The organism is Paenibacillus sp. JJ-223 (assembly GCF_927798175.1).
GTDB classification, from domain to species: domain Bacteria; phylum Bacillota; class Bacilli; order Paenibacillales; family Paenibacillaceae; genus Paenibacillus; species Paenibacillus hubeiensis.
Genome location: NZ_CAKMMP010000019.1, coordinates 64,538 through 77,597, shown reverse-complemented (window position 1 = coordinate 77,597; position 13,060 = coordinate 64,538). Strand labels below are relative to the sequence as shown.

Annotated in this window: 13 protein-coding genes and 1 riboswitch; of the genes, 7 read left to right on the top strand and 6 right to left on the bottom strand. The window is 53.8% G+C overall.

What is annotated here, in order from left to right; all coding sequences use genetic code 11:
• Positions 1-47 precede the first annotated feature (47 nt).
• From L6H98_RS27015 to L6H98_RS27000, 4 genes are all read left to right on the top strand, one after another.
• Positions 48-998 carry a YafY family protein gene (locus L6H98_RS27015; protein ID WP_236420797.1) on the top strand — a complete coding sequence of 317 codons (951 nt, stop codon included), beginning with the start codon at positions 48-50 and terminating at the stop codon, positions 996-998.
• 75 nt (positions 999-1,073) lie between these two features.
• A complete protein-coding gene (locus tag L6H98_RS27010; RefSeq protein WP_236420796.1) occupies positions 1,074-1,862 on the top strand; it encodes a zinc ribbon domain-containing protein in 789 nt (262 codons plus the stop codon).
• 524 nt (positions 1,863-2,386) lie between these two features.
• Complete coding sequence (locus L6H98_RS27005) at positions 2,387-2,554, top strand: hypothetical protein (protein ID WP_236420795.1); 168 nt, start codon at positions 2,387-2,389, stop codon at positions 2,552-2,554.
• Between the two features lie 94 nt (positions 2,555-2,648).
• Positions 2,649-3,341 (top strand): hypothetical protein, encoded by a 693-nt coding sequence (locus tag L6H98_RS27000; protein ID WP_236420794.1) that lies wholly within the window; start codon positions 2,649-2,651, stop codon positions 3,339-3,341.
• Positions 3,342-3,490: 149 nt separating this feature from the next.
• Here the strand turns inward: L6H98_RS27000 and thiC are convergent, their stop codons facing one another.
• Entirely contained in the window at positions 3,491-5,287 is a 1,797-nt protein-coding gene (gene thiC, locus L6H98_RS26995) for a phosphomethylpyrimidine synthase ThiC (RefSeq protein WP_236420793.1), read from the bottom strand.
• A 323-nt stretch (positions 5,288-5,610) separates the two neighbouring features.
• Positions 5,611-5,724, bottom strand: a riboswitch (TPP riboswitch).
• Between the two features lie 127 nt (positions 5,725-5,851).
• Complete coding sequence (locus tag L6H98_RS26990; RefSeq protein ID WP_236420792.1) at positions 5,852-6,595, bottom strand: IclR family transcriptional regulator; 744 nt, start codon at positions 6,593-6,595, stop codon at positions 5,852-5,854.
• Positions 6,596-7,141: 546 nt separating this feature from the next.
• Here L6H98_RS26990 and L6H98_RS26985 point away from each other — a divergent pair.
• From L6H98_RS26985 to L6H98_RS26975, 3 genes are all read left to right on the top strand, one after another.
• On the top strand, positions 7,142-8,167 hold the full coding sequence (locus L6H98_RS26985) for an alpha/beta fold hydrolase (protein ID WP_236420791.1): 1,026 nt from the start codon (positions 7,142-7,144) through the stop codon (positions 8,165-8,167).
• Positions 8,168-8,332: 165 nt separating this feature from the next.
• A complete protein-coding gene (locus tag L6H98_RS26980) occupies positions 8,333-9,634 on the top strand; it encodes a Fe-Mn family superoxide dismutase (RefSeq protein ID WP_236420790.1) in 1,302 nt (433 codons plus the stop codon).
• Positions 9,635-9,758: 124 nt separating this feature from the next.
• Entirely contained in the window at positions 9,759-10,373 is a 615-nt protein-coding gene (locus tag L6H98_RS26975; protein WP_236420789.1) for a hypothetical protein, read from the top strand.
• Positions 10,374-10,484: 111 nt separating this feature from the next.
• Here the strand turns inward: L6H98_RS26975 and L6H98_RS26970 are convergent, their stop codons facing one another.
• From L6H98_RS26970 to L6H98_RS26955, 4 genes are all read right to left on the bottom strand, one after another.
• On the bottom strand, positions 10,485-10,709 hold the full coding sequence (locus tag L6H98_RS26970; RefSeq protein WP_236420788.1) for a hypothetical protein: 225 nt from the start codon (positions 10,707-10,709) through the stop codon (positions 10,485-10,487).
• A gap of 69 nt (positions 10,710-10,778) precedes the next feature.
• Positions 10,779-11,627, bottom strand: a complete 849-nt coding sequence (locus L6H98_RS26965; RefSeq protein ID WP_236420787.1) for a lipoate--protein ligase family protein — start codon at positions 11,625-11,627, stop codon at positions 10,779-10,781.
• Positions 11,628-11,978: 351 nt separating this feature from the next.
• A complete protein-coding gene (gene folE, locus L6H98_RS26960; RefSeq protein WP_236420786.1) occupies positions 11,979-12,572 on the bottom strand; it encodes a GTP cyclohydrolase I FolE in 594 nt (197 codons plus the stop codon).
• 53 nt (positions 12,573-12,625) lie between these two features.
• Positions 12,626-12,889 (bottom strand): YneF family protein, encoded by a 264-nt coding sequence (locus L6H98_RS26955; protein ID WP_236420785.1) that lies wholly within the window; start codon positions 12,887-12,889, stop codon positions 12,626-12,628.
• Positions 12,890-13,060 lie beyond the last annotated feature (171 nt).

The following is a 13,060-nucleotide window of genomic DNA, read 5'->3' as shown; positions in this document are numbered from 1 at the left end:
ATAACACAACTGGCTGGATCATTGAATCTTCGGAAAGGAAAAGATGTATGAAACTGGATCGACTGTTAGCCATCGTAGTATTGTTAATCAATCGGGGCCGGGTGCAGGCCAAAGACTTGGCCGACACGTTCGAGGTGTCCGTTCGTACGATTTACCGCGACATTGATACGCTGGGCCAGGCAGGCATTCCGGTAGTAACCTATCAGGGAGCGAGCGGGGGCATCGGGCTGGCCGAAGGTTATCGTTTGGACCGGAACGTGCTCACCGATCAGGATCTGGCTTCGATCGTAACCGCGCTGCGGAGCGTCTCGACGGCCCATGCCAGTACGGCACGCGATCTGTTGATGGAGAAGCTGAGCAGCATCGTGCCGGCATCCCGAAACGGGGATTTTCAGGCCAATACGAGCCGGTTCATCGTGGATTATTCCACATGGACTTACTCCGAGGCGCTGCAGCAGAAATTGCGGCATATCGAGCAAGGCATCGACCAGCTGCGTTCCATCACGTTTACATATTGCAGCGCAGAGGGCGTCCATTCGCACAGGACGGTCGATCCCCACACGCTGGTGCTCAAAAGGCATTCCTGGTACCTGTATGCCTTCTGCCATGAACGCGACGATTTTCGCATGTTTAAGCTGGTCCGCATGCGGGATGTCGCGCTGGCTGAAGGCCGCTTCGAACGCAGGCCCGTTCAGCCGCAGGACAAACCCTGGCAGCAGGAATGGACCGCTCCGGATAACCAGACGGGGCTCACGCTCCGCTTCCATGCACGGGCACGGCATACCGCCGAAGAATGGTTCGGCATCGAAAACGTCGTTCCGGATGGCCAAGGATACTATATCAGCCAGGTCGCGTTCCCGGAAGACAACTGGTTATATGGCTTCATCCTGAGCTTCGGAGCTGACGTCGAAGTGTTGGAGCCGCCTCACATTCGCGAGCACATACGCCGGATCGCCGTGCAGATCGCCCAAAATTATGCCAACCCTCCGCAAACTTGACAGATAGCTGTCCAGTTCCTCCGTTTATACTTCGGTTATGACTGATCGATAGAAGAAAAACAAGGAGGAACTACAATGAACATGACTGTATGTCAAAGCTGCGGAATGCCGCTCGGCAATGCTGCCCAGTGGGGCACCGAAATGGATGGGAAAAGCACCAGCGAGTATTGCATCTATTGTTATAAGGAGGGGCGTTTCGAGCAGCCGGACATATCGCTGGACGGCATGATTGAGATGTGCACCGCAATTCTCGTTCAGGAAGGCATGGACGAGCCGTCCGCGCGATCGATGCTTCGCCATCAGCTTCCCTTCCTGAAACGATGGAGTGCATCCGCGCAAGCCGGGATGACGTCTGCCGAATTGAAGCAGGAGCATAACGCATCTCCCTCGGCACAGCCTGTCACGTATGTCACCCTGCCAGCGAAACGGTTAGCCGGCGTCACCGCCAGAACCAGCAATGGCGTGGAGATGAGCGGCAAAGGCAGCATACAAGCGCTGTGGGAGCGTTACTGGAGCTTGCCTGACCTTCCTGCTGCCACGACGCCTCGTTATGGCTGCTACACGGATTATGCGGATGGAGTTCTCGGAGAATACACGATTCTGGTTGGACATGAACTGGCACCGGGCGATGCACTGCCGCCCCATCTGGAAGTCATTGAAATCCCGCCCGCGACATACGCTGTATTTGCAACCAGAACAGGCCCCATGGCCGAAGTGGTCAGCGAAGCCTGGGGGGCTGTATGGGCTTGGAACAACCGGGACGAACGCACGTTTACCGGGGACTTCGAGCTGTACGATGAACGCAGTCTCGATCCCCTGAACATGCAGGCGGAACTGTACATCGCCTTCCGGCCACGCTCATAACTTGGCTGCAATATAGTGAACATGCTTGCTGTCGGGAAGGGTCCCGGCAGCTTTTTTTATGTTTGCCCGCCCACCTTGCGTGCGCCTTCCTGCACATCGATGATGCGATTCGGTTTTCATTTCCCCTATTCCCTGCCGCCCACTTCTTCCGTTCTTCTGTTATCCGTACCTACAGACCATTGAACCAATTTCGTTCGCTTATCCCCTTCTATGCAACCAGACAAAACGACTTATTTTCGACCCATTTTGGTCTTGCTTGATCGGGACTATCCGCACACCCCCCCGCCCCATGCTCCCATATACCGCCCCTAATATACGGTCCTTTACTCCTGAATATCGCTAAAAATGTTTACAATTTCGAAAATCGGGTTAAAATCACTACATTCCGATTTGGAAAGGTTCATTACACACCCTTGTTTCATCTAACAAGTCATATATGCCTATTTTGCAAACAACAATCAACATGCTCTGAAATCATCATATTTATATTACATATAACCTGTTCTCAAAAAGGAGGAACCCGAATGATCCGCATGCCTATTCAGCAAATGATCCCATACCATCACCAGTATCCGCGAAATGCAGCGGTCAACGCTCCGAAAAAAGAAAACCGGGATACCCAAGAGTTGACCTTCCACGACATTTTGCAGCAAAAAATGGCCAAAAAGAATGCCTCCCCATCCATGCGATAATGCTGTACATTCCCCCTCCCTGTTTCTATAATGGGCTAAAACGTTCGCGGCTCCTTCACACGGTTCCCGCAACAATCCTAAAGGGGAATGCCTCATGATGACCATCGCTTGCTTTCATGCCCATTATTCCAACATTGCACTCATCGAGGAGGCGCTGGCTGCCTATGACGTCGAACTGGTGCACTACGTCGATCCGGGACTAGACCGGATCAAAAGCGACGCAGGCTTCAACGAAAACACCGTCCGCGACAAAGTAGCCCGCACGATGGAATGGATCGCACGATGCCATGCCGATGCCATTCTCGTCACCTGCACGCTCTTCACGGCCGTTCTGGACCAGGAGACCCTGCCCGCCTCCATTCCCGTGATCGGCATCGACGATCCCTTGTTATCGATGATGCAGCGCCAGCCGAAGCCCTATTTGCTCGCCTTCACCAACCCAGCCACCGTCCAAGGAACGATGGACCGCTTTTTGCGCCATTTACAGCCGGAGGAGGAACATCACGCGTCAAATCATGCCCTTCAAGCCAAGAGCGTATTGCTGCCAGGCACGTTCGAGCTGATTATGCGCGGAGACCGCGAAGGTTACGCGGCAGCCGTTCAGGCGGGATTGATGCGGCATGCCGAACGATATCCGGGTTGGACGCCGATTGCCGCCCAGTTGTCCATGGCTCCGGCGGCAGCACGGGTAACGATGGCTAGCGGCATAACCGTGCACAGTCCCCTTTCCGTTCTGGCACCGTATTTGCAACGGGAATTGAATATGCAGCTAAAGTCCGGCTTGTGATGCATGACATGCAAAAAAGCAGTTCATTCCCCAAGATAGGGAGATGAACTGCTTTTTGCTGTTTTGCTTCTCCTCCTGTCCGTTTTGTTGCGGACAGACAATAACGCCAATTTAACGGATTCGCGGACAACCGCGCAAGAAGGCCGGCATTATGAGCGCATCCGGTATTCTTCGGCCTTTTCCTGCATGCCTGCGGCAACCGCCTCTTGTTCCGACAATCCCTTCTCCGCGGCAAATGCACGGATATCCTGCGTAATGCGCATGCTGCAGAACTTCGGTCCGCACATCGAACAGAAATGCGCCTGCTTCGCTCCTTCGGCAGGCAGTGTTTCGTCGTGGTAGGACATGGCGCGTTCAGGGTCGAGCGACAGGTTGAACTGGTCGCGCCAGCGGAATTCGAAGCGTGCTTTGGAAAGCGCGTCGTCCCGGCGCTGCGCACGCGGATGTCCTTTCGCCAGATCGGCGGCATGGGCTGCGATTTTGTAGGCGATGACGCCTTCGCGCACATCGTCCTTGTTCGGCAAGCCGAGATGCTCCTTCGGCGTAACGTAACAGAGCATGGATGTACCGAACCAGCCGATCATGGCCGCCCCGATGGCCGACGTAATATGGTCGTACCCCGGCGCAATGTCCGTGGTCAGCGGGCCGAGCGTGTAGAACGGCGCTTCCTGGCAAATCTCCATTTGCAAGTCCACGTTTTCCTTGATTTTGTGCATTGGCACGTGTCCAGGACCCTCAATCATCACCTGCACGTCATGCTTCCAGGCGATCTGGGTCAATTCCCCCAGCGTCGCGAGTTCCGCCATCTGCGCTTCGTCATTGGCATCATAAATGCTGCCCGGACGAAGGCCGTCTCCCAGCGAAAAGGCGACGTCATACCGCTTCATGATCTCGCAGATTTCTTCGAAATGGGTGTACAGGAAATTTTCCTGATGATGCGCCAGACACCAGGCCGCCATGATCGATCCGCCCCGTGACACGATGCCGGTCATCCGTTTGGCAGTCATCGGAATATAGCGGAGCAGCACGCCCGCATGAATCGTAAAGTAGTCCACGCCCTGCTCGGCCTGCTCGATCAGCGTGTCGCGGTACAGCTCCCACGTCAGCGCCTCCGCCTCCCCTCCGACCTTTTCCAATGCCTGATAGAGCGGCACCGTGCCGATCGGTACCGGCGAATTGCGGATGATCCATTCGCGGGTGGTGTGAATGTCTTTGCCCGTGGACAGATCCATCACCGTATCCGCTCCCCAACGGACGGCCCAGGTCATCTTCTCGACCTCTTCCTCAATGGAAGACGATACGGCCGAATTGCCGATGTTGGCATTGATTTTGACGTGAAAATGGCGTCCGATCATCATCGGTTCGCTCTCCGGATGATTGATATTGGAAGGCAAAATGGCTCGGCCGCTGGCCAGCTCCTGCCGTACGAATTCAGGCTCCACGCCTTCGCGGATGGCCGCGAATTCCATCTCGGGCGTAATGATGCCTCTCCGCGCATAGTGCATCTGCGTCACGCATCGCCCTTCCCGTGCCCGCAGCGGTTTCCCGGTAACGCCGGGATACGTCTCGGCTCCAGCTCTTGTGCTGCCCGGCTTCAAGCCGTTGTCCTCCGGCTTAATCGTCCGGCCTTCGTACGATTCTACGTCCTCGCGCTCCGTAATCCACTGTCTGCGCAGCGCGGGCAGGCCCGTCCGGATGTCCGCCTCATAATCCGGATCGGTCATCGGACCGCTCGTATCGTACACGCGGAGCGGTTCGTTATGCTCCACCCCTTGGGGAGTGCTTGTGTCATGAAGGGCAATTTCGCGTTCGGGGACCAACAGGTCCGGTCGCGAGCCCTGAATGTATACCTTGCGGCTGCCCGGAAAAGGCCGCAGCCGCCCCGTGCTTTCTTTTTCCGTATCCCGATGGTTTTCCTGTCCCGCTGTTTCGTGTCCTGTGCTCATCGCTCATTCTCCTCCTCATGGTATGGTCCGGCATTGCTCATTCTGCGCACCTGCTCATCAGGCCAAGCATGAAGGAAGTACAGCACGGGCGAATTCAAAAGCACGGATACAGCTCCAGGGCGGGCGGGAACATGGCAACCATGGCCGCCGCATCACACATCTCCACCTTGTCGGAACGCCACGGAGATGCGATGATTTCTCGGATACTGCATTAAAAAAGCCGGTTCCCCCAGGGAACCGGCTTTATCCTTCATCGCCAAACGTGCCACGGCAAGTCTACCCACAGGGGAGCTTCACTCAAGGCATATTGACGATGCTCGTCGTTGTTTCGCCGATTACTTCCCTACGCTGGCATGATCCAGATCAGGTGCTAAGGGTCCGGAATCTCATGCGATTCCGTCTCAGTCCGGACAATTCGGACTCCCCCAGTAACGTTTGACGGCTAGCGGCAACTTTGCCGCTGCGTCCTATTCAGTTCAGTCAGCCCATGTCTTGGGCTGTCCATTACAGATTAGCCTAAACATGGCGGAAAAACAACCTTATTTTCCAAAATGCCGTTTCGGATCAGGCCAGCATAAGTCCCATCTGCGCGGCGGCTTCTTTCAGGACCGGAGCATACTCATGGAGCGTCTCCTGGGAAAGGCGGCTGACAGGCCCCGATACGGACAACGCGGCTGCGATCCGGCCATCCCGGCCCATAATGGGCACGGACACCGCCGCGGCCCCCGGTTCGCGCTCTTCGTAACTTGTGGCGTAGCCGGCGTCCCGAATATCCGCCATCTGCGCCAAATACGCCTGCGGATCGATGAATACGGGCCATTCCGGGCCGTTCATCAGTTCTTCCCGGTCTTCCTCGCTTGCAAAAGCCATCAGCACCTTGCTGGAAGCCCCTACGGACAACGGCAGCCTTGCGCCAACGGGAGCCACCCGGCGGATCGCCTGATCGCTCTGTACGGCCTGTATCCGAATCCGTTCGGCACCGTCGCGCAGATACAAGCTCACCGTCTCCCCGAGCCGATCTCTCAGCCGTTCCATCGCCGGCAGCAGCAAAATGGCGGGATCGTCGCTCCGGGACATATGCGCGGATAGTTCCCAAATGCGAATGCCGAGTCTGTATTTCTCGGTCGCCGCATCGCGGATCACAAATCCCCGGTCTTCCAGGGTAGCCATGAGACGATGCACGGTGCTCTTATGCAATCCGATCTGGCTGGCGATTTCGGTCAATCCCAGATCGCTGCGGGTCGTAAAACACAATAATATATCCAGCGCCCGTTCTACAGCCCGGACGGTTAACTTTCGGTCCTCCATGGCAGAATGCCCTCCTCATGTTTCATCACATGAAACTCGGTTACATAAATTATATGAGAAACGATTCCATCTGTAAACCGATGCCCGTTAAATTCGAACCGGAAGAAGTATCGTGGGGTCTAGGTTATCAGACTTCATCCCCTGTATTTTGCACTCAAAGGAAATAATAACCATGCATCTAAAGAACTATATAACAATTAGGTAACAAATACGCCTGAAGAATTGACATTGGCTATGGTGGAACATACGATAATAAAAAAGTCTATTCGCCATCACAAAGAGGAAAAGAACGAGCGTTTCCACATTTTCTCGTTCCTATTGGAATAACTTTCCGAAAGCGAATTCATATTTTCGCTTATGCCTGAATGGTATAAGTATAACCGTCCAACTCTGTTTTTTTCACGGAACCGAACTTGTCATGTCGACATAATCTGACTCTTTCCTCCTCTGCGCCCCAGTAATCCGGCGGCGGGCAGTTTTGGAGAAAATGATCGTCAGTGAGAATTAGTCGTCATCTTTAGCCGATTCAACAAAGGAGGGGCATGTATGTTTCCGACATCCCAGAGCGAGGCCCCGCTGCAAACGAAAGTTTCCGATCTGCCCTCTTCGCTGTCTCCGAGGCTGATCCGGCTTAAACATATTATCGTGGCGTTGCTGCTCTCCGTTGTATTTTTTCTGTTATTTTGCTTCATCGCGCTTCACGGCTACATCGCTTGGGTGCTGTCCAACCCTACGGTAGCCCCCGTCTTTTCCAATCCGATGCAGGCCAAAAACATGAAATACGAAGACATCACGTTCCCGGCTGTCGACGGAAGCCGCATCATGCAAGGCTGGTACATTCCTGCCGACGCCGACGTGAACAAAACGATCATCTTCAGCCATGGATACGGAGCCAACCGGGAGGAAACCTGGGTGCCCATGTACGATTTGGCGCATTATGCCCATCAGCTTGGGTTCAACGTGGTGATGTTCGATTATGGTTTTGCCTCCCAGGTCAACAAAGCCGTCGCTACGGGCGGCAAGGCGGAATCCAAGCAATTGCTCGGAGCGATCCAATTCGCCAAACAGCGCGGTGCCCAGGAAATCGTCGTATGGGGATTTTCGATGGGAGCGGGTACGGCATTGCAGGCAGGGCTGTTAACCCAGGACGTCGACGCCATGATATTGGACAGCACGTTTCTGCTGGAACCGGATACGCTATACCATAATATCCATAATCAAATTGACCTGCCGCGCCAGCCGACGCTGGAAATTTTGAACCTGCTGTTCCCTGTCCTGAATGGCACAGGCTTGCAGCAAATTCCGTACCAAGAAGTCAAAAAGAAGGATTATCCCTTCCCGATCTTCTTCGTTCACGGAACGGAAGACGAGAAGGCGCCTTACCCGATCGCGGAGTTGCTCGCCGCCAACCAGTCGAATGCCAATTCGGAGGAATGGATTGTTGACGGAGCGCACCATGAGCTGATTTTCCGCGAGCATCCAAAAGAATATTTGCGACGCGTCTCCACATTCCTCAGCCATGTCACAAACACCGACGACGATGATGTGCAGAATACCGGCGGCAGCCATTGACGATCAGCGCAACTGAAGCCTATGCATCAGAAACATGGAATTGCATGAAAATTCGAGTCCTCTTGGGTTCCTCTTGAGGGCTCTTTTTTTTCGTATACATAAGACAGCCTGTTATCCGAATATATTTTTGGGACGAAATTCGGTGATTAGGAGGTTTAATCCGTTATGAACTGGTATGAATATGGAAAGCTGCTTCCACTGCGGATCCTGGAGGAAATTCGTTTCTGGAAAGAACAAGAGAAGGAGCATACAATCATCATTCTGGCGCTTGTTCCCGATCTTGAGCCCGCCTATGTCAAGCTGCTTGGGGAATGGCAGGCCGCTTTTGCCAGCACGGGGGCTGCCGCCAACCGGCTTTTGAAACAGCTGTTGCCGGGGACGCACCCGCCAGATCCTTATATCCTGCGAGCCGTCGAGGATTTGGTAAACACGGCCAGCACACAATCCCGGGAGTTTATTCGGCAACTGTATGCCCTGCTCGAGCAAAGCGCCGCTATACTGGCCGCTCCGCCTGCCAAAACCGCCATTCTGCACTTTATTCGCGAATCGGAATACTTTCTCGGCGTTCTGGATACGCTCGGCAAGTCCGGCATCATGCGCGATGCCGAAGGAGAGTCGCTTTCCTCGCTGCTCCAGGCGGAAATCGCAAATGCAGGAGGCGCAGCGGGGAAATTACGCAGCAGTGAAAATTCGGGCATTGCCGGGGCCAAAGGCAGCTCCTCTCCCCCGCCCGGTCAGCCGGCAGGCTCTACGCCATCCATCCCGCCCGGCATGGACGCGGATTCGACTTCCCCGGGCTCCGCATCCGACGTTACTGCGCATACGCCCGTGCAAGCCAGGCCGGTCCCCATTGGAGGCCATACCTTGCCGCCGCTTCCTTATGCGTATAATGCGCTGGAGCCGTACATCGACGAAACGACGATGCGCATCCATCATGACAAACATCACCAATCCTATGTGGACGGCCTGAATACCGCCGAGAAAAAGCTGGCCGAATCGCGGAAAAAGAACAATTTCGAATTAGTCAAGCACTGGGAGCGCGAGCTGGCGTTTAACGGGGCCGGGCATTACCTGCACACCATCTTCTGGACGATTATGAACCCTCATGGCGGAGGCAAACCATCCGGCATGCTCGCAGAGCAGATCAAACGCGATTTCGGCAGCTACGATGCATTCAAGAACCAGTTTACGGAAGCCGCAAACAAAGTTGAAGGCGGCGGATGGGCCATGCTTGTCTGGAGCCCGAGGGCCCACAGACTCGAAATACTGCAAGCCGAGAAACACCAGAACCTTTCGCAGATGGATATCGTTCCGCTGCTCCCTCTCGACGTATGGGAACACGCTTATTACTTGAAACATCAGAACGAGCGCAAGAAATATATCGAAGACTGGTGGAACGTCGTGTATTGGCCTGCCGCTGCCGAACGTTATGAGGCAGCACGCAAGCTGTTATGGCCACCATATTAAGCCAAAGGCAAAGAGAGGTATCTCGGGCAGGTGCCTGCCGAGATACCTCTCTTTTTCATTCTCCCTTTTGTTTCTATACGCGTAACTTCCATTTCGTTCTTCGCGTTTATATCCCTAAGGGAGGATGATCGATTTGTTGAAATTTTTTAAGCGAAGCATATGGTTTGCATGGATTGCAGGAGCCTTGCTTGTATCCGCATGTGCAAATGATGAAAATACCGAGGCCCTCTCCAATGCAGAAGAAGCTGCCAACCCAACAAGCCAGGCAGCTTCTGCGAACAAGACTTTTACGGGCCAAGCCAAAGAAGCGGACCATCCTACAGAAGCTACCGAGACGTTGATCGACGCTGCAACAAGAACGATCAATGATGTGACTGAGGCTGGCTTCGAGGCCGGGGTACTTATCGATTTTGATTCGTTCAAAAAGAGCTTTTTCAATGACGATATCATTACCAAGCTGAAAAGTAATCTTGAAGCGGTTGTCGCGCAAGATCAAGAGAAGTTCGGTGAACACTTGCATGAAAGCTACAGCCGTCATTCGGTATTCTTTGATAAACAAAACGTTCAATATATGTTTTATGATTTGGATACCATCAAGAAAGTCACTATGGACGGCAGAGTACAAATTCAGGTTGGCGTCCGGTTTGCCCTCCAAGACTCAGAGGGGAATGTGGAGAACAGCGGATTAACCTATTTCTTTGTCAAAGAAGATCAATGGAAAATCGCCAATATCGATTAATGCATGCTCCCTTAACGAAGGAAGCTCATGATTTGGTCGATATGCAAAAAAGGCAAGCCGTTTCCTGACGAAACGCTTGCCTTTAGATCATCGATGGATGGCCTTGCTTTCTTAGGAAGCACAGCCCTCGCACGCCACATAGTTATCGCCGACTTGTTTGCTGATCGCAATCAGGTCGCCCAGCTTGATATCGTCTTCGCTCGTGAATTCCAAATCGGCAATGCGCGCCACGATCAACGATGCCGCTTCTTCCTTGCTGGTCGCCATCTGACTGAACTCGGATTTCTCACCGGTCGACACGACTTCGTATTCGTACGTATATCTCAATGTTTCCATATTGGCACTCTCCTCTCGAAAACACATCATATCATCTCCTAGCCTCGATTCCAAGGCAAACGAAGGATACTAATCGTAACGCTTTTTCATCTGCTCTGCCATCCGCTTCACGTCCATGCGATCCACGCTTGGAACAGGAAAGGATTCCGCTGCGGCATAACGGCTCCGCAACGTCCTTACCAATGCAGCCGTGTACATGGCGGCCGAAGGGACTCCGGCCAGTTCCTGCAGGCTCGCCATCGTACCTGGCCGAACCTCAGGGTAACCCTCCTTGGCACCTCCCGAGGCCTCCCGGTAAAACCGGCTTACTTGTTGCACCAAAGCATCGCCCTGCCCTTCGACGATAATGAAAGCCGTAATAATGTAAGCCTTGGCCTGCCTGCGCTGGGCAATGCCGCAGAACTTCATGCCTTCTACGCTCACGTCGTATTCACCAGGACAAAATGCCCCTTCAATCTCACCCGTACGGGCATTTCGTGTCCACGGATGCAGCGACTCGGCAATGATGGAGGCCATCTCCCGGAAGTCGTCGTGAATGTTAATATCGCGCCCCGGATTGGGCAGCATAAGCGAAATATTCACAACCCCCGGATTCAATGGAACCGCAGCTCCTCCGGATGGCCGAACGCACACCGAGGTTCCCCCGCTCCTGATGCGCTCCATCGCTTCCACGGCCAGCGGCAGCCGGCGGTCGCGCAAGCCTGCTACGAACGCATCGGGATGACGCCATATATGGGCAAGTGGAGCGTGTCCTTCACCCACGCGTCGGCACATCAGCTCCTCCCAGGCAAACGCTTCGAGCACGTCGCTCCCGGCACGCAGCAGCGGCGTTTCCCAAATGCGCAAACGAGAAGCGTAATCCCGCTTGGACTGAACGTCCGGCTTGGTCGCAAGATTCGAAAGCTGCGAAATTTCCATATCTACATTCCCCCAACGGTGGATGAAGGAGGACCTCCCTCAACCAAGGATATCGATGCCATATTGGATTCATTTGTAACGGAGCCCGTGCAGCGACTTTCCGGATATTTCATGTAATCACGTCCGATCAAACGATTCCTGACGACCTGTTTATTGTATTTCACTTTCTGTGATTAATCCAGCAGGGATGAGCGGTCAGCCCATCGTTGTCTACCGGACCCGGCAATCGGGAGGCGAAAAGAACAGAACGGGTCCTGTATGCAAAAACAAGACCGCATTCCATGAAAGGAATGCGGTCTTGTGCACGATATACCCTCTGTACAAGGACAGCTTGTCCGGCACGGCTTAGGCTTATTCTTTCACCAAAGAAAGAAACTCGGCACGCTGGGCCTGATTGCTGCGGAACGAACCCCGTACCGCCGACGTCACCGTCTTGCTGCCAGGTTTCTTGACACCGCGGGAACACATGCACAGATGCTCGCCTTCCACGACGACCATCACGCCGTGCGGTTCCACGACTTCGTTCAGGATGTCGGCAATCTGGGACGTGATGCGCTCTTGAACCTGCAGGCGGCGCGTAACCGCCTCCACAAGGCGGGCGAGCTTGCTCAAGCCAACGATTTTGCCGCTCGGCACATATCCGATATGGACCTTACCGAAGAATGGAGCCATATGATGCTCGCACTGGCTGTAATAAACGATATCCTTCACGATGACGAGTTCCTCGTGATTCTCGTCAAACGTTACGCCCAGCACTTCGCGCGGATCAACGTCATAGCCCGCAAAAATTTCTTCATACATCCGGGTTACGCGCGCAGGCGTTTCAAGCAGCCCTTCACGCGTTGTATCCTCACCGATCAAGCTCAGAATCTGCTGTATATGATACTCGATCTTCTCCCGGTTATCGATAACTTTGGAATTCACATAATCTTTAACGCCAGCCACTGCCAAACGCCTCCTTTCAAACGACATCGGGTGGGCAGCCCTTTTTCTTGCTATTATTTGCGGCGACCTGACGTTTTACGCGCAGGATGCTGCGGAGCCTGCGGCTGTTTCATGCCAGGCTTTTGGTTTTTCATCATTTGCTGGGCACGCTGCATCTGTTTGCCGTTCAGGTTGTAGCCCATCTGCTTGGCCATCTTCTGAAGCATGTCCGGATCGCTTTGCATTTTCTCGAGCTGTTTGCGCAAATAAAACACCCCGATGAAAAATCCGCCGACCAGACCGACAATCAGAGTAATAATCGGTATAACAATTTCCATCCTTAGACACCTCTGTATGTGCAATCTGAAAGCCCCGTGATCCGTGCGGCACCATGATGTTTCAAGCCATTTCAAGCCATTCCTGCTGCATGCACGGTCCGGATTTTCCTGAAAGTATCATAGCATTTCCGCACGCATGGAGCAAACGGATTTTCCAGCTGCATTTCAGTG